The sequence below is a fragment of the Paraburkholderia haematera genome (genome assembly GCF_905220975.1).
GTDB classification, from domain to species: Bacteria; Pseudomonadota; Gammaproteobacteria; order Burkholderiales; family Burkholderiaceae; genus Paraburkholderia; species Paraburkholderia haematera.
Genome location: NZ_CAJNBK010000012.1, coordinates 57,094 through 73,268 on the forward strand (window position 1 = coordinate 57,094; position 16,175 = coordinate 73,268).

Annotated in this window: 16 protein-coding genes and 1 tRNA gene; 14 read left to right on the forward strand and 3 right to left on the reverse strand. The window is 63.3% G+C overall.

Annotation, left to right across the window (positions count from 1 at the left end; genetic code table 11):
* Positions 1-100 precede the first annotated feature (100 nt).
* Together KHO23_RS20795 and dprA are read right to left on the reverse strand one after the other, a co-directional pair.
* Positions 101-478 (reverse strand): thioredoxin family protein, encoded by a 378-nt coding sequence (locus KHO23_RS20795; protein WP_211613129.1) that lies wholly within the window; start codon positions 476-478, stop codon positions 101-103.
* Between the two features lie 89 nt (positions 479-567).
* Positions 568-1,824, reverse strand: coding sequence for a DNA-processing protein DprA (gene dprA, locus KHO23_RS20800; RefSeq protein ID WP_211613130.1), 1,257 nt, complete (start codon positions 1,822-1,824; stop codon positions 568-570).
* A gap of 244 nt (positions 1,825-2,068) precedes the next feature.
* Here dprA and def point away from each other — a divergent pair, with 244 nt between their 5' ends.
* The 14 genes from def (at position 2,069) to KHO23_RS20870 (ending at position 14,881) form a co-directional block, all read left to right on the forward strand.
* Complete coding sequence (def, locus tag KHO23_RS20805; RefSeq protein WP_201071802.1) at positions 2,069-2,572, forward strand: peptide deformylase; 504 nt, start codon at positions 2,069-2,071, stop codon at positions 2,570-2,572.
* Between the two features lie 31 nt (positions 2,573-2,603).
* The gene (gene fmt / locus KHO23_RS20810) at positions 2,604-3,590 is read left to right on the forward strand and encodes a methionyl-tRNA formyltransferase (RefSeq protein WP_211613131.1); all 987 of its coding nucleotides are present in this window, start codon (positions 2,604-2,606) and stop codon (positions 3,588-3,590) included.
* A 113-nt stretch (positions 3,591-3,703) separates the two neighbouring features.
* A complete protein-coding gene (locus tag KHO23_RS20815; RefSeq protein ID WP_211613132.1) occupies positions 3,704-4,345 on the forward strand; it encodes a LysE family translocator in 642 nt (213 codons plus the stop codon).
* Between the two features lie 103 nt (positions 4,346-4,448).
* Positions 4,449-5,306: a zinc metalloprotease HtpX gene (gene htpX, locus KHO23_RS20820; RefSeq protein ID WP_211613133.1), complete on the forward strand. Its 858-nt coding sequence runs from the start codon at positions 4,449-4,451 to the stop codon at positions 5,304-5,306.
* Positions 5,307-5,499: 193 nt separating this feature from the next.
* The gene (gene rsmB / locus KHO23_RS20825) at positions 5,500-6,939 is read left to right on the forward strand and encodes a 16S rRNA (cytosine(967)-C(5))-methyltransferase RsmB (RefSeq protein WP_211613134.1); all 1,440 of its coding nucleotides are present in this window, start codon (positions 5,500-5,502) and stop codon (positions 6,937-6,939) included.
* The gene (locus tag KHO23_RS20830; RefSeq protein WP_211613135.1) at positions 6,936-7,535 is read left to right on the forward strand and encodes a DUF4390 domain-containing protein; all 600 of its coding nucleotides are present in this window, start codon (positions 6,936-6,938) and stop codon (positions 7,533-7,535) included. The genes rsmB and KHO23_RS20830 overlap by 4 nt, the downstream gene beginning before the upstream one ends.
* Positions 7,525-9,939 (forward strand): sensor histidine kinase, encoded by a 2,415-nt coding sequence (locus tag KHO23_RS20835; RefSeq protein WP_211613136.1) that lies wholly within the window; start codon positions 7,525-7,527, stop codon positions 9,937-9,939. Before KHO23_RS20830 ends, KHO23_RS20835 begins: the two co-directional genes overlap by 11 nt.
* A complete protein-coding gene (esaR, locus tag KHO23_RS20840; RefSeq protein WP_211613137.1) occupies positions 9,940-10,629 on the forward strand; it encodes a response regulator transcription factor EsaR in 690 nt (229 codons plus the stop codon). It begins immediately after the preceding gene.
* 115 nt (positions 10,630-10,744) lie between these two features.
* A tRNA-Phe gene (locus KHO23_RS20845) sits at positions 10,745-10,820 on the forward strand.
* A gap of 416 nt (positions 10,821-11,236) precedes the next feature.
* Positions 11,237-11,968 carry a 7-cyano-7-deazaguanine synthase QueC gene (gene queC, locus KHO23_RS20850; RefSeq protein WP_211613138.1) on the forward strand — a complete coding sequence of 244 codons (732 nt, stop codon included), beginning with the start codon at positions 11,237-11,239 and terminating at the stop codon, positions 11,966-11,968.
* Positions 11,969-12,081: 113 nt separating this feature from the next.
* The gene (gene queE, locus KHO23_RS20855) at positions 12,082-12,714 is read left to right on the forward strand and encodes a 7-carboxy-7-deazaguanine synthase (protein ID WP_211613139.1); all 633 of its coding nucleotides are present in this window, start codon (positions 12,082-12,084) and stop codon (positions 12,712-12,714) included.
* Between the two features lie 6 nt (positions 12,715-12,720).
* Positions 12,721-13,167 carry a 6-carboxytetrahydropterin synthase QueD gene (queD, locus tag KHO23_RS20860; protein ID WP_115781555.1) on the forward strand — a complete coding sequence of 149 codons (447 nt, stop codon included), beginning with the start codon at positions 12,721-12,723 and terminating at the stop codon, positions 13,165-13,167.
* Positions 13,168-13,397: 230 nt separating this feature from the next.
* Entirely contained in the window at positions 13,398-14,180 is a 783-nt protein-coding gene (locus KHO23_RS20865) for an HpcH/HpaI aldolase family protein (protein ID WP_211613140.1), read from the forward strand.
* Positions 14,177-14,881: a tetratricopeptide repeat protein gene (locus tag KHO23_RS20870; RefSeq protein WP_211613141.1), complete on the forward strand. Its 705-nt coding sequence runs from the start codon at positions 14,177-14,179 to the stop codon at positions 14,879-14,881. The genes KHO23_RS20865 and KHO23_RS20870 overlap by 4 nt, the downstream gene beginning before the upstream one ends.
* Positions 14,882-15,020: 139 nt before the next feature.
* On the opposite strand, the gene rodA is transcribed toward KHO23_RS20870, so the two are convergent.
* A complete protein-coding gene (gene rodA, locus KHO23_RS20875; protein ID WP_211613142.1) occupies positions 15,021-16,169 on the reverse strand; it encodes a rod shape-determining protein RodA in 1,149 nt (382 codons plus the stop codon).
* Positions 16,170-16,175: the final 6 nt, after the last annotated feature.

Below are 16,175 nucleotides of genomic sequence, written 5' to 3' on the forward strand. Positions count from 1 at the left end.
CATGATAATTCTGTGCTCACTAACTGGGCAAGCTATGGAAAACGCGCCGTGTACCGCCCGCAACGCCCGTGCCGCAAGGATCAGCGGCTGGTAGCCACCTTCACGCGACGGCCAGTGCGGGCCGCAGTTTGGGTGCGCCGCTGACGCCGGGCACGGCCGTCAGGTCGGACAACATCCGCTCCACAATCGCCGCCTGCGGCAAAACCGTGCCAAAAAAACGGGTCGTTACTGAGTCTTCGATCAGGACGGTCGGAAAATTCTCGACATCCAGGTCGTCGAAGCGGTCCGCATGGGTTTCGATGTCGATCCAGGCGAAACAGATCTCCGGATGCTTATCCGCTAGCCGGTCGAACGCATCGCGATACTCGCGGCAGGTCCCGCACCACTCCGCGCACAGGCAGGCAACGAACAGCGTGTCGGGTTGATTGACGCGCTCGGCGATCCGGTCTTGGTCGGTGTCGAGATTCAGCGCGGGCATGGTCGTTCCTTGCGTACTTTTATCGGGTGCTTTGGCGCGAATGTAGCATGGTCGATCCCGAATCGCGGTCAACCACGGTCAATGCGGGGTCAGCTATGGGTCGCTCGTGTGAAGCGGCCGCCGGGCAGCGCGCTCACCTGGCCGGCGAGTTCGAGCTGGAGCAGCGTGCTTTGCAATGCCGCATCACCCATCTCGGTGCGGGTGGCAAGAATTTCAAGCGTGGCGGGGGCATGACCGAGTGCGTCGAGGAGTTGCCGTGCCTCGGCGCTCATGGCCGGCGGGGCAGTGGGTGATGCATGCGCCGCGCCTGACTCCTGCTGGACCGCTGCTGTGCACGCCGTCGGCAAATCCGGCTGAATCCTTTCCGATGCGGGCGTTTTTGGCGACTTCAGCGCGCTCGTGCCGTCCCAAAGAGCCGTCTGCTTGCTGGTGGCCTTCGTTGCCGCCGGTTTGGCGAAACCCAGTTCCTCCAACACCTCATCGGGCGTTTCCACCAGCTTGGCGCCCTGCTTGATGATTCGATGACACCCGCGCGACAACGGTGCGTGGATCGAGCCGGGCAGCGCGAAGATATCGCGCCCCATTTCGTTGGCGAGCCGGGCCGTGATCAGCGAGCCCGAGCGCATGGCGGCCTCGACGATCACCACCCCGCTGACCAGGCCGGCGATCAAACGGTTACGTTGCGGAAAATTGGCGGCGCGCGCCGGCGTGCCGAGCGGCCATTCCGACAGGATCGCGCCTTGCGCCGCAATCTGCCGCGCCAGCGCGTGATGCGCTGACGGGTACACAAGGTCCGCGCCAGTGCCGATCACGGCCACCGTGCCGCCGACACCTTCCAGGCCGCCCCGATGCGCGGCACCGTCGATACCCAGAGCGAGCCCTGACACGACAGTGACACCGGCTTGCGAAAGCTCACGCGCGAAGCGTTCGGCGTCTTCAACGCCTTGCGGTGTCGCGCTGCGGCTGCCCACCAGGGCGACCGCTCTCGTATGCAATAGAGCTAGCCGGCCCTTTATATATAGTAGCGGCGGCGGATCGGGCATGGTGAGCAGCGCCGGCGGGTAGGCGGGATCGTCGAGCGTCGCCACGTGATTGCCGGGCAGTTCGCGCCATGCGATAACCGCGTCGAGTTGCGCGTTGAAGTCTGGGCTGGGCGGCGCGAGTACGGCACGCGCTGTTGTCTCGCCCGCGACCTCGGCAAGCGCCTCGGGCGATTGACTGAAAATCGCTTCTGGCAGTCCAAAAGCGCTCAGTAGCAAGCGCAGGGCGGCGGGTTTTAGCCCCGGCGCGAGCGAAAGCCGCAGCCACGCGGCGAGTTCAATATCGGTTGCGGGCAAAGTACGCATTGAAAGTCGATCCTCTTACAGGGCCAGCGGGCAGGCGGGCGCCATGCTAAAATTTTCATCATCCGAAATAACTGCAGCGCCGCGCCCACCCGCGCGGGCTCGTCGTGTAGCGCACGTGGCGCGTTGAATCGAACCGGTTCGACACCCGCTATCGTCTGCGCAACGCGATGCGCCCACAACCTGGCCGAATGGCCAACGCGAGCCTTCCACCGGTCAGCGGCGCCGATAAAACACACACAAGATCATGGCTTTACTGAACATCCTCAATTACCCGGACAAGCGGCTGCACAAGATTGCGAAGCCGGTCGAAGTGGTCAACGACCGCATTCGCCGGCTCGTCGCCGACATGGCCGAAACGATGTACGCCGCACCCGGCGTCGGCCTCGCGGCGACCCAGGTGGACGTGCATGAACGCGTGGTCGTGATCGACGTGTCGGAAACGCACGACGAACTGCTCGCTTTCATCAACCCCGAAATCATCTGGTCGAGCAACGAGAAGAAGCTCTCGGAAGAGGGTTGCCTCTCGGTGCCGGGCATTTACGACAACGTCGAGCGCGCCGAGAAAGTGCGCGTGCGGGCGCTGAACGAGAAGGGCGAAACCTTCGAGCTGGATTGCGAAGGGTTGCTGGCCGTGTGCATTCAGCACGAAATGGATCACCTGATGGGCCGCGTGTTCGTCGAGTACCTGTCGTCGCTGAAGCAGACGCGCATCAAGAGCAAGATGAAGAAGCTCGCCCACGCGATGTAATGCGCGTCCACCTCGCCTACCGCCCCCGTACATGAGTCATTCGTTGCGCGTCATCTTTGCCGGTACGCCGGAGTTCGCCGCGGCCGCGCTGGCCGCGATCCACAGCGCCGGTTTTCCGGTGCCGCTCGTGCTGAGCCAGCCCGACCGGCCCGCGGGGCGCGGGATGAAATTGCAGGCGAGCCCGGTGAAGCGCTACGCGCAGGAGCATGGGCTGGCCGTGGCGCAGCCGGCTTCGCTGCGCCGCGCCGGCAAATATCCGGCTGAAGCCGCCGCTGCGATCGACCAGTTGCGCGCCACCCCGCACGACGTGATGGTGGTGGCCGCGTACGGCCTGATCCTGCCGCAGGAAGTGCTCGATATTCCGCCGCTGGGCTGCATCAACATTCATGCGTCGCTGTTGCCGCGCTGGCGGGGCGCGGCGCCGATCCACCGCGCGATCGAGGCGGGCGATGCTGAAACGGGCATCACGCTGATGCAGATGGACGTCGGCCTCGACACCGGCGCGATGATCTCAGAAGCACGCACACCGATTTCCGGCGAAGACACCACAGCCACCTTGCATGACCGCCTGGCGCAAGACGGCGCGAAGCTGATCGTCGAAGCGCTGATCGAACTCGAACGTAGCGGCAAGCTGGCGGCAACGCCGCAACCGGCCGACGGCGTGACTTACGCCGAAAAAATCGGCAAGCACGAGGCCGCGCTCGACTGGCGCAAGCCGGCCGCAGTGCTCGCGCGCCAGGTGCGTGCGTTCGATCCGTTCCCCGGCGGAGTGGGCGCGCTGGCAGACGGCACGTCGATCAAAATCTGGGCAGCGGTGCCGGCTGAGTCTCAAATTGGCGAGGCGCCCGGCACGATCACCGGTGTCTCTGCCGAAGGCGTCGTAGTCGCCTGTGGCGAAGGCGCACTGCGTCTCACGCAACTGCAAAAGCCGGGTGGCAAGCGCTTGCCGGTGCGCGAATTCCTCGCCGGCTCGACGCTGGCCGCGGGTCAGCGTTTCCAGCTTCCTGAAGCAAAATAACCGCATGGCGCCCACCTTGAACATCGTCCATTCGGCCGGTGTTCAGGAGTCCCGCCACGACCCTGCGGCGCGTTAGAATCCTCTATGCAACGGCCCGCGTTTAGAGGATCCCCATGTTTGGCATCACCCATTTCGAGTTTTTTGTCGTCGCGGTCTTTCTTCTGAACGTGACGCCCGGTCCCGATACGGCGTACATCGTCGGGCGCAGTGTCGCTCAGGGCCGGGGTGCGGGCCTGATGTCCGCGCTTGGCATCTCCGCCGGTTGCTGCGTTCATTCGCTGGCTTGCGCGTTCGGCTTGACGGCACTGCTGGCTGCTTCGGCCGCTGCGTTCACGGTTATCAAGTTCGTCGGCGCTATTTATCTGATCTATCTTGGCGTGCGGCTGATTTTCGCCAAACCGGAGGCAGACCAGGCGGCGGGCGAAGCGCGTGCTGCCGGCGCGCCGAAATCGTTGCGCCAGTTGTTCCTGCAAGGCTTCTGGACCAATGTGCTGAATCCCAAGGTCGTGCTGTTCTTCGTGTCGTTCTTTCCGCAATTCGTCACAACGGGGAGCGACCATAAGGCGCTGGCGTTCCTCACGCTCGGCGTGGTCTTCGTCGTGATGAGCATGATCTGGAACAGTTTTGTCGCCTGGATTGCCGGTAGCGTGACCCGCCGTTTCTCCGGCAAGCCGTCGGTGAAGCGGTGGCTGGATCGCGGCGTCGGCAGCGCATTCGTCGGCTTGGGCATCAAGCTTGCCACCGCATCAAGATGATTGAATTTTCCTCACGCGCCCATATCTAACATTTCGCTTACAATCAGCCGCCGCGATCATGCGGCGCAGATATGAACCCGCGTTAGGGCAAGGAGTTGCAGACATGTTCAATTGGGTCAAAACCGCGATGTTGATGGCCGCGATCACGGCCCTTTTCATCGTGATCGGCGGGATGATCGGCGGGTCGCGCGGCATGACGATTGCGCTCGTGATCGCCCTTGGAATGAATTTCTTTTCTTACTGGTTCTCGGACAAGATGGTTCTGCGCATGTACAACGCGCAGGAAGTGGACGAAAACAGTGCGCCGCAGTTCTACCGCATGGTGCGCGAACTCGCCACCCGCGCGAATCTGCCAATGCCGCGCGTCTACCTGATCAACGAAGACGCGCCGAATGCGTTCGCCACCGGCCGCAATCCGGAGCATGCGGCCGTTGCCGCCACCACGGGCATCTTGCGCGTGCTGTCCGAGCGCGAAATGCGCGGCGTGATGGCGCATGAACTGGCGCACGTGAAGCACCGCGACATTCTGATCTCCACGGTTTCGGCAACCATGGCGGGCGCTATTTCCGCACTGGCGAACTTCGCCATGTTCTTCGGCAGCCGCGACGAAAACGGCCGTCCGACGAACCCGATCGCGGGTATCGCCGTCGCGTTGCTCGCGCCGATCGCCGGTGCGCTGATTCAGATGGCGATCTCACGAGCACGCGAATTCGAAGCGGACCGTGGCGGCGCGCAGATTTCCGGCGACCCGCAGGCGCTCGCCTCGGCGCTCGACAAGATTCATCGCTACGCGAGCGGCATTCCGTTCCCTGCCGCCGAGCAGCATCCGGCCACCGCGCAGATGATGATCATGAATCCGCTGTCGGGCGGCGGTATTGCGAATCTGTTCTCGACGCACCCGGCCACTGAAGAGCGCGTCGCACGTTTGATGGAGATGGCGCGCACGGGGCGCTTCGAGTAACGGGCGCACTGACCCGACGTAACGAAAGGCGAGTCGGCGGGCTCGCCTTTTTTGTTCGGGCATAGGGAAATGCGCGCTGGCAGCGGCTATGGCCGGTGACTGTCATCCGTCCACGACGGCCCCCGTCCCGGGCCACGCTACAATGTGTTCTGTTTGCGCCGCGCGCACCGTGCGGGCTGCCTTAGCCTCTTTCATGACTCCAAAGCCTTCCTCGCGTTCAGCTACACCATCGGCGCGTCCGCGCGAATCCCGTCTGTCGATGCTGCATCTCGCGCCCGAATCGCTCGGTTTCGCGCTCGACGGCGCGGGTCAGGCCGTCGGCGCCGTGCGCCTCGGCGCGGCCTTGCCGGCTGCGCTGCAATCCGTATTCGTATCCGCGCCTGAAGGTAGCGCCGCCGCTGCGCGCGGCGCCGTGCAGGATATCGCGTACCGCACCATGCGGCGTCTGGCGACCGTCGAGTGGCTGATTGCGAAGCTGGTGAAGAAGGCACCGCCGCCGCACGTCGGTCACGTGCTCGCCTGCGCGCTCGCCCTGCTTGTCGACGACGAAGCGAACGCCGCCTATTCGCCGTTCACGGTCGTCGATCAGGCGGTGAGCGCAATCGCCGCGCGCCGTGAATTCGCGTTCGCAAAGGGCCTCGTCAATGCCGTGCTGCGCAATTTCCTGCGCGAGCGCGAGGCGCTGCTGAGCGCAGCGCAAGCCGACGAAGTCGCGCGCTGGAACTACCCGGCGTGGTGGATCGACGCGGTCAAAGGCGCGTGGCCCGACGCGTGGCAAGCCGTGCTCGCCTCGGGCAATACGCAAGGTCCGCTGACGTTGCGCGTGAACGCACGCCGCTCGACAGTCGATGCCTATTTGCAAGTGCTGCACGATCATCACATCCCTGCGAGCAGAGCCGGCGAGTACGCCGTCAGGCTCGCTACGCCGATGCCGGTCGACCGCATCCCCGGCTTTAATGACGGCGTGGTGTCCGTGCAGGACGCCGGCGCGCAGCTCGCCGCGCAACTGCTCGGCGTGCGTGACGGCATGCGCGTGCTCGACGCATGCGCGGCGCCTGGCGGCAAAACCGGCCACCTGCTCGAACTCGCCAACCTGCAACTCGTGGCGCTCGAAAGCGACGCGTCGCGCGCGCGCCGCATCGGTGAAAACTTGCAGCGGCTCAAGCTCGAAGCGGAAGTGCGGATCGGCGACGCGGGCGCGCCGGCCAAATGGCACGACGATATCGACCAGCCGTTCGACCGCATTCTGGCCGACGTGCCGTGCTCCGCCTCGGGCATCGTGCGGCGTCATCCGGATATTCGCTGGCTGCGCCGCGCGTCCGATATTCCCGCGCTGGTCGCCGAGCAGCGCCGCATTCTCGATGCGCTATGGCCACTCGTGAAGCCTGGCGGCGAGTTGCTCTACGTTACGTGTTCGATCTTCCCCGAAGAAGGCGAGTTGCAGGCGCAGTGGTTTGGAAACAAGTATCAGGATGCGGTACGATTGGACGCGCCGGGGCAACTTTTACCCTCAGTCGCCCGCGCGCCCGCCGACACATCGGCCGGGTCCCATGCCGGACACGCTGCTGAAGATAGCGCCGGCTCGAACTCAGACCACGACGGATTTTTCTACGCGCGCTTTCAGAAACGGTGACCATCAAACGCTTTTTCCCGCTTCGGCTCGCTGCCGTGCTCTGGATCGTGCTGGCCATATGGCTCGCGGTACCGGGCGCGGCGTATGCCGATTCGATCGCGGTGCAGCGCGCCTCGCTGCAATCGGACAACACCGGCTGGAGCCTCGACGCGCGTTTCGACTTCGACCTGAACAGCAATCTCGAAGACGCGGTCAACAAGGGCATTCCGCTGTATTTCACGACCGACTTCGAGCTGAGCCGGCCGCGCTGGTACTGGTTCGATGAGCAGCCGGTCAGCGTGTCACAGAGCATTCGCCTGTCGTTCCAGCCGCTCACGCGTGAGTACCGTGTGTCGAGCGTGTCGTCGGGCGGGTTGCAGCTCGGCTTCACGACGCTAAAGGATGCGCTAGCCGTGATCAAGCACATCACATCGTGGCACGTGATCGACCGTAGTCAGGTGCATGCCGGCGAGACGTACAACGCCTCGGTGCGCATGCAACTCGACATTGCGCTGATGCCCAAACCGTTCCAGATCGACGCGGTGAACAACCGCGACTGGAACCTCGCGTCCGAGTGGAAGCGTTTTACCTTCACGGTGACCGAACGTGCTAAATAGAGTGCGCCGCGCCACCAGTGTCAGCAGCATCGTCGTGCGCGTGCTGGTGTCCACGGTCGCCGTGACGGCCGTGCTGCTCCTCGTGCTGCTTGCAGCCGCGAGCGCGAATACCGAATTCTTCGACCGCTATTACCAGTGGCTGTATGCGGCCAACCTTGTGGTCGCGATGATCTTTTTGCTGGTAGTGGCGACGCTCGTCATCATCATCATTGCGCGGCTTAAAAAAGGTAAGTTCGGCACACGGCTGTTAGCGAAACTCGCGTTTTTCATGGCGTTGGTAGGCGTCGTGCCAGGCGGGATCATTTACGTCGTCTCGTACCAGTTCGTGTCGCGCAGTATCGAGTCGTGGTTCGACGTGAACGTCGAAACGGCGCTGACCTCGGGCCTGAATCTGGGCCGCGGCATGCTCGATGCGTCGCTGTCCGATCTGCAGACCAAGGGCCGCTTGATGTCCGAGCAGCTCGCAAGCGCGGATGCCGCCGGCACCACGCTCACGCTGCTGCGCTTGCGCGACCAGTTCGGCGTGCAGGACGCGACGATCGTCGAACCTACGCGCAGCATGTCGGGCGCGACGCCGGATATGCACGTGGTCGCGCAGGCGTCCGGCAACTACGCGACACTCGTGCCGAACGACTTGCCCACGCCGTTGATGATCGACCAGGCGCGCGGCCGCGGCTATGCGGCGATCGAAGGTGAAGTCGACGGCGATCCGCACGCGCACGGCAGCAAGGGCGCGCTGCGGCTGCGCATCGTGCAGCGCATTCCCGATTCGAACGCGTTGCTGTTGCAGCCCACCGAGCGCTTCCTGCAACTCACGCAGCCGGTGTCGCCCTCGCTCGCACGTAATGCCGACGCGGTGCAGCGCGCCTATCGCGAGTACCAGGAGAAGGCGCTGGGCCGCACTGGCTTGCGCAAGATGTACATCGGCACGCTGACGCTCGCGCTGTTCCTCGCCACTTTCATCGCGATGATGCTGGCGCTCGCGCTCGGCAATCAGCTTGCGCGGCCGTTGTTCCTGCTCGCGCAGGGCACCAAGGAAGTGACCGAGGGCGACTACACGCCGAAACGTGAAATCAAATCGCGCGACGAACTGGGCTTCCTCACGCAGTCGTTCAACGCGATGACGCGACAGCTGTCCGAAGCGCGCGCGGCGGTTGAGAATAACCGCATCGCGCTCGAGCATTCCAAGGCCTATCTGGAAAGCATTCTTGCGAACCTGACCGCGGGCGTGTTCGTGTTCGACCGGCAGTTCCGCCTCACCACGGCGAACCGCGGCGCCGAGCGGATTTTCCGTCAGCAGTTCCAGGAAGTGCTGGGTTCGGCGCTGGAGAAGATCGCCGTGTTGAGCGAATTCGGCGGGATGGTGCGCAAAGCGTTTGCCGATCGCGAAGCCGCGAGCGGCGACGGTCACGACGACCGTGGCCACTGGCAGCAGCAGTTTTCGGTGCAGGTGCCGGGCGAAACCGAGCCGCTCACCTTGCTTGTGCGCGGCGCGCGCCTTGTGTCCGCCACCGACCGCGACGCGGAAGACATGCAGACTTCCGGCTATGTGGTCGTGTTCGACGATATTTCGGATGTGATCTCCGCGCAGCGTTCGATCGCCTGGGGCGAAGTGGCGCGGCGACTGGCGCACGAGATCAAGAATCCGCTCACGCCGATTCAGCTCTCCGCCGAGCGTTTGCAGATGAAGCTTGCTGACAAGCTCTCGCCGACGGACGCCGATGTGCTGAAGCGCGGCGCGACCACGATCGTGAACCAGGTCGCGGCAATGAAGCAGATGGTCGACAATTTCCGCGACTATGCGCGTACGCCGCCGGCGGTGCTCGCGCATCTGCAGCTGAACGAACTGGTCAGCGAAGTGCTGACGCTGTACGGTATCGAAGAAGGCAAGGGCGCGATTCAGGTGGAGCTCGCGGAATTGCCGGCAATTCGCGGCGACGCGACGCAATTGCGTCAGGTGATTCACAACCTGCTGCAGAATGCGCAGGATGCCGTGGCCGACGTCGAACAACCGCGTGTGTTGCTCGAGACGAGGACAGTAGAATACGGAGACCCCGACGCGGAAGGCAAAGTACACGTCGCGGTGCGTCTGACAGTGTCGGATAACGGACCGGGCTTCCCCGCGCGTATCCTCACACGTGCATTCGAACCTTACGTGACGACCAAGGCCAAAGGTACGGGTCTCGGTCTTGCGATGGTCAAGAAGATCGTCGACGAACACGGCGCGCGCATCGACATTCGCAACCGCATGAAAGCGGGTGATGTGATCGAAGGCGCGCAGATTTCGATCCTCTTCCTTCAACTGGCAGACGATGCAGCGGCACCTGAAGCAGGGCCGCGGCCGGCGCATGGCAATGCGTCGCAGGGAACGACAAAAGCAACAGTGCAGACAAGGGCAGCGTAAATGGCAACCATCCTGGTGGTAGATGATGAAATGGGCATCCGGGAATTGCTCTCGGAGATCCTGAGCGACGAGGGGCATGTCGTGGAGGCCGCGGAAAACGCGCAGGAAGCGCGCGAATTCCGCTTGCGCCAGGCGCCGGACCTGGTGCTGCTCGACATCTGGATGCCCGATACCGACGGCGTAACTTTGCTCAAGGAATGGGCCGCGCAGGGGCAGCTGACCATGCCGGTGATCATGATGTCCGGTCATGCAACCATCGATACGGCGGTTGAAGCGACCAAGATCGGCGCACTCAATTTCCTCGAGAAGCCGATTGCGCTGCAGAAACTGCTGAAGGCAGTCGAGCAAGGCCTCGCCCGTGGAAATACCGCGGGTGTACCGGGCGGCGCGGTCGCGAAGCCGGCGTTGCCGGTCAGCGCTTCGGCCGTGGCATCGGCGGCTGCGTTGCCGATGCTGTCGGCGGATGGCATGGCCGGCGGTGCGCTGGCCGCACAAACGGCGTCGATCTCTTTCGACATCCCGTTGCGCGACGCACGCGACGCGTTCGAGCGCGCTTACTTCGAGTATCACCTCGCGCGCGAGAATGGCAGCATGACGCGCGTCGCGGAAAAGACCGGCCTGGAGCGCACACACTTGTATCGCAAGCTCAAGCAGCTCGGTGTCGATCTCGGTAAGAACAAAGGAGAATGAACGGCCGCGTCATGTGTGCAGGCGTGTGCCGGCACACACGGTTCGGGCGCGGCAGATTTTTTCGAGAGGGGGCTTGCCGACCTGCTGATCCTTTGATATCATTTCGTTCTTCGTTGGCCCGGTAGCTCAGTTGGTAGAGCAGCGGATTGAAAATCCGCGTGTCGATGGTTCGATTCCGTCCCAGGCCACCAGGATTCAGCCCCAGGAAATCGCAAGATTCCTGGGGCTTTTCCTTTTTGTCCCGTTACTGGCGGGCATTCGTGGCGGCATGGCGTGCTCGGCGGCATTGGGCGTCGCGTGATAAAATCGCGCCAGTTCAAGGACTTGCCTGCGAGCGCACCACTGGCGCGCCACCGCACCGAAGGCGTCTTTTCGTATCCAGAAGCGGGGCCTTTTGCGCACTCTGCCGTAACACGGCAAGGCCGCGACAGGTGCCGAACCCTTCGCCCGACGATTAACGGTATAAGCGCCCAGCGACTCTGCATGCGGAAGGCGCGGCCTATACTGCTTTGGGCCGGCAGCAGTGCCGGCACGCGTCGCGCCGCGTTGCTTGCATGGCGCACCTCGCGTAGCGCGACGTGGCACTCATCATTCACGGAGTTTCACGGTGATCCGCAAAGACGCTAAACGTAGCGCTCTGGTGCTGTTTTCCGGCGGCCAGGATTCCGCCACATGCCTCGCCTGGGCGCTCGAACGTTATGAAACGGTCGAGACCCTGGGCTTCGATTATGGCCAGCGGCACCGAGTCGAACTCGAATGCCGCGAAGGGTTTCGTAACGCAGTGGCGCGCGCCTTTCCGGCGTGGGCCGATCGTCTCGGCGAAGATCACATGATCGATCTGTCGGTGCTGGGTTCGATCAGCGATACGGCGATGACACGCGAGATCGAGATTCACGCCACCGCGAACGGTTTGCCGAATACGTTCGTACCGGGCCGCAATCTGATGTTCATGACGATCGCTGCGGCCATCGCCTATCGGCGTGGTTTGCAGGTGCTGGTGGGCGGCATGTGCGAGACGGACTTCTCGGGCTACCCCGATTGCCGCGACGACACCATGAAGGCCTTGCAGGTCGCGCTGAACCTCGGCATGGATACGCGCTTCCTGCTCGAAACGCCGCTGATGTGGCTCGACAAGGCCGACACGTGGCGTCTCGCGCATGAGCTGGGCGGCGACGAACTGGTCGAACTGGTGCGCGTCGAAACGCACACCTGCTATGTTGGCGAGCGCGCCGAATTGCACGCATGGGGCTTCGGTTGCGGCGAATGCCCGGCGTGCCGCTTGCGCAAGCGGGGTTATGAAGCGTATCTGGCCGGCGAGAAGGTGACCGAGCCGGTCTGACGATGTGACGGTCTGGCGCTTGCACGGCAGTTTTGCGCTGGCGCACCGTGCACACCCTGTGAACAGGGCGCAGCGCACGCAATTATTTTCAGGAACACAAGGCAGAAAGCAGCATGACTTACGCGGTCAAGGAAATCTTCTACACGTTGCAGGGCGAGGGCGCGAATGCCGGGCGCCCGGCCGTGTTCTGCCGGTTCGCCGGCTGCAATCTGTGGTCGGGCCGCGAAGAAGATCGTGCGGAAGCTGTCTGCCAGTTCTGCGATACGGACTTCGTCGGGACGGACGGCGAGAACGGTGGCAAGTACCGCACGCCCGAAGAGCTGGTGCAGATGATCGCGTCGCAATGGCCCGAAGGCGAGGGTGAGCGCTTCGTGGTTTGCACGGGCGGTGAACCGATGTTGCAGATCGATCAGCCGCTTGTCGACGCGCTGCATGCCGCCGGCTTTGAAATCGCCATCGAAACCAACGGCTCGCTGCCGGTGCTCGAGACGATTGACTGGATCTGCGTGAGCCCAAAGGCCGATGCGCCGCTCGTCGTCACCAAGGGCAACGAATTGAAGGTCGTGATTCCGCAGGACAACCAGCGTTTGTCCGAGTATGCGAAGCTCGACTTCCAGTATTTCCTCGTCCAGCCGATGGATGGCCCGTCGCGCGACCTCAACACCAAGCTCGCGATCGACTGGTGCAAACGCCATCCGCAATGGCGCCTGTCGATGCAGACCCACAAGTATCTGAACATTCCCTGATTTGCCGTGCTGACGATTACACGAAAACTCGAATTCGACGCGGGCCACCGCATCCCCGATCACCGCAGCCAGTGCCGTAATCTGCACGGCCATCGCTATGTGCTCGAAATCACGCTGCAAGGCGACCTGGTCGACACCGAAGGCGCGCCGGATCGCGGCATGGTGATGGACTTCGCCGACGTGAAGTCGCTCGCGGTCGAGCATCTGGTCGACAAATGGGACCATGCGTTTCTCGTCTACGAAGGCGATACGCAGGTGCGCGGCTTTCTGGACACCATGGCGGGGCACAAGACGGTCGTGCTCGATCGCATTCCCACCGTTGAAAATCTCGCCGCTGTCGCGTTCGATATCCTCGCGAATGTCTACGACGCGCATTACGGCGTGAATCTGCGTCTGCATAAGGTGCGTCTGTTCGAGACGCCGAACTGCTGGGCCGACGTAGTCCGCGATTGAACCCGGGGTCGCCCGGCACAATCCCGTGCGGCCCGCTCCCGCGGCCCAACCCCCGCGTTATTGTCACGGTATGATCGCTCCGATAACCACACGGAGCGAGACATGCCGGTCACCGCATTGCGTCGCAGCAAGCATTCAGGCCGTCACGGCCCAGGCGTTGGTCTGTTCCGCCACGCCAGTATCCTCACCCGCGTTTCGGGCGATGTGTCCCATCGCCAGGGAGCGCGGCAATGAGCACCTTCACGAATCCCCTCAAGCAACGTCTGAAAGAAGCCGATCCGCTGTTCGGCCTGTGGCTTTCGCTCGGCAGCGATTCTGCAGCCGAGGCGCTCGCGCACGCCGGTTTCGACTGGCTGCTGATCGACATGGAGCATGCACCGAACGATAGCGGCGACGTCACCTCGCAATTGCGCGCAATCGCCGCTGCGCATCTGCCGAGCGAGCCGGTTGTGCGCGTGCCCGCCAGCGAGGCGTGGCTCGTCAAGCGCGTGCTGGACGCGGGCGCGCGCACGCTGATGTTCCCGAATATCGAAACCGCGGAAGAGGCGGCACACGCCGTGCGTCTGACGCAGTATCCGACCGCCGCTGCGCTCGACGGTCAGCGTGGCGTCGCCGGTGCGGTGCGGGCGGCGGCGTACGGCATGCGGCGCGACTACGTGCAGACCGCCAACGCGCAAATCGCAACCATCGTGCAGATCGAGTCGGCGCGTGGCCTGCAGGAAGTCGAGAAGATCGCGGCGACGCCGGGCGTCGATTGCCTGTTCGTCGGACCGGCCGATCTCGCCGCGAGCCTCGGCCACCTCGGCGATTCGAAGCATGCCGACGTGCTGGCGGCGATGGCGCGCATTGTCAGCGCCGCCGATAAGGCCGGTATTGCCACGGGAATTTTTGCTATGGATGTCGCGAGCGCAAAGCAGCAGCGCGATGCCGGTTTTCGTTTTATCGCCTTGGCCGCCGACGTCATGTGGATGTTGCGCGCGACCCGCCAGGCATTGCAGGAGGTGAGGACATGAAGGGGATGGTGCAGGGCGTCGCGGTGCGTCTGGCAGTTGCAGCAGCGTTGATGGCGAATGTGGCGGTGTATGCGCAGGACAACCGCGTCGCGAAGTCGACCGATCCGGAAACGCAAACCGCGGTCGCCGATTACAACGCCGGCAATTTGAGCGCGGCGCTCGCTGAGTTCCGTAAGGCGGCGGAGCGTGGCAGCCGGCTTGCCGAGTTCAACTACGCGATGATGCTGCTCAACGGCGAAGGCACCACAGCCAATGTCGATGAAGGCAAGAAGTGGCTGCGCAAAGCCGCCGATGCCAACATGTCGCACGCACAATACGTGTACGGCAAGATGTACGACGACGGTGAGTTTGTTGGGCGTGACCCGGTCGAGGCGCATCGCTGGTTCCTGAAGGCCGCGCAGCAGGGGCACGTGCAGGCGGAACTCGCGCTGGCCAACCAGTTCCTCGATGGCCGTGGCACGGCTCGCGATAACCAGCAGGCGTTCATCTGGTACAAGAAGGCTGCGCAAGGTGGCGACATGACTGCGCAGTACGTGACCGGCTCGTTTTACGAGCGCGGTGGCGACGGTGTGGACAAGAATCTGAACGTGGCGCGCGCCTACTACGCGGCCGCGGCGGCACAGGGCGATCCGGCGGCGAAACTCAAGTATCAGCAACTGAGCGCACAATTGCGGGATCAGAAGGAAGTAAAACCGCAGTAAATGAAATCGCAGTCAATGAAAAAGGGGCGCTCCTGACGGTGCGCCCCTTTTGTCTGTCCGGCCTTCTTTCCGTGGCCTGCTTTGATGTTGCGTCATGCGTCCTGCGGTGTTCGCCTTCGCAGTCTGAGCCTGCGCCGCGCTAACTCTGCATTAACCGCTTTTGCCGCGCGACACTCATGATGAGGCCAATCGCGACCCCGAGCGTGGTCAGAGCGGTGCCGCCGTAACTCATGAATGGCAACGGCACGCCCACCACCGGCAAGATCCCGCTCACCATGCCGATGTTGACGAACGCGTAGGTGAAGAACGCCATCGTCAGCGATCCGGCCAGCAGCCGCCCGAACAGCGTCGCCCCATTGGCCGCGATAAACAGCCCACGAGCGATCAGCAGCATATACAGCGTGAGCAGCACGATCCCGCCCGCCAGCCCGAATTCCTCGGAAAACACCGCGAAGATGAAGTCGGTGTGCTTCTCGGGGATGAACTCCAGATGCGCCTGGGTACCCTTGAGCCAGCCCTTGCCGAGCGGGCCGCCCGAGCCGATTGCAATCACCGCCTGGATCGTGTGGAAACCCTTGCCGAGCGGATCGGAAGTCGGATCGAGCAGCGTACAGATACGATGCTTCTGATAATCGTGCATCAGCGGCCACTGCACTTCCGGCTGACAGATCTTGTCCTGGAACGCCGCGATCGAAGCAACCGCGATCACGCCGGCAATCAGCACCGGCACGATCAGCTTGAAACTCAGCCCCGCGAAGTAAATCACGAAGAAGCCGGCCGCGAACACCAGCACGGCGGTGCCGAGGTCAGGCTGTTTGGCGATCAAACCGACCGGCACAATCAGAATCAGGAAGCCGACCAGAAAGTCGTACCAGCGCATCACGCCTTCGCGGCGCTGGTAGTACCAGGCGAGCATCAGCGGTGTGGCGATCTTCAGAATCTCCGACGGCTGGATCACCACGCCGACGTTGATCCAGCGCTTGGCGCCCTTGCGGGTCAGGCCGAAGAGCGCCACCGCGACCAGTAACGCGATCCCGAACGTATAGAGCGGGACCGCGAAGCGCATCAGCGTGGTGGGCGGCACATTGGCCAGCCCCCACATCAGCACGAACGTCAGCATGATGTTGCGCAGTTGGTCTTCCACCTTGCCGGGCATGTCCAGCGTCGCGCTGTATAGCGTGACGATGCCAACGCACAGCAGCAGAAACACGATCAGGGCGAGCGGCCGGTCGAAGCCCACGAACATCCGCTTGATGCGGTCGAGCCAGGCGCGCTTGTCGAATTGCATGCCTTT

Excerpts from the sequence above, each read along its gene's own strand:
- KHO23_RS20795 (WP_211613129.1), bottom strand. The coding sequence starts at position 478 with ATGCCCGCGCTGAATCTCGACACCGACCAAGACCGGATCGCCGAGCGC.
- dprA (WP_211613130.1), bottom strand. The coding sequence starts at position 1,824 with ATGCGTACTTTGCCCGCAACCGATATTGAACTCGCCGCGTGGCTGCGG.
- def (WP_201071802.1), top strand. The coding sequence starts at position 2,069 with ATGGCTTTACTGAACATCCTCAATTACCCGGACAAGCGGCTGCACAAG.
- fmt (WP_211613131.1), top strand. The coding sequence starts at position 2,604 with ATGAGTCATTCGTTGCGCGTCATCTTTGCCGGTACGCCGGAGTTCGCC.
- KHO23_RS20815 (WP_211613132.1), top strand. The coding sequence starts at position 3,704 with ATGTTTGGCATCACCCATTTCGAGTTTTTTGTCGTCGCGGTCTTTCTT.
- htpX (WP_211613133.1), top strand. The coding sequence starts at position 4,449 with ATGTTCAATTGGGTCAAAACCGCGATGTTGATGGCCGCGATCACGGCC.
- rsmB (WP_211613134.1), top strand. The coding sequence starts at position 5,500 with ATGACTCCAAAGCCTTCCTCGCGTTCAGCTACACCATCGGCGCGTCCG.
- esaR (WP_211613137.1), top strand. The coding sequence starts at position 9,940 with ATGGCAACCATCCTGGTGGTAGATGATGAAATGGGCATCCGGGAATTG.
- queE (WP_211613139.1), top strand. The coding sequence starts at position 12,082 with ATGACTTACGCGGTCAAGGAAATCTTCTACACGTTGCAGGGCGAGGGC.
- KHO23_RS20865 (WP_211613140.1), top strand. The coding sequence starts at position 13,398 with ATGAGCACCTTCACGAATCCCCTCAAGCAACGTCTGAAAGAAGCCGAT.
- KHO23_RS20870 (WP_211613141.1), top strand. The coding sequence starts at position 14,177 with ATGAAGGGGATGGTGCAGGGCGTCGCGGTGCGTCTGGCAGTTGCAGCA.
- rodA (WP_211613142.1), bottom strand. The coding sequence starts at position 16,169 with ATGCAATTCGACAAGCGCGCCTGGCTCGACCGCATCAAGCGGATGTTC.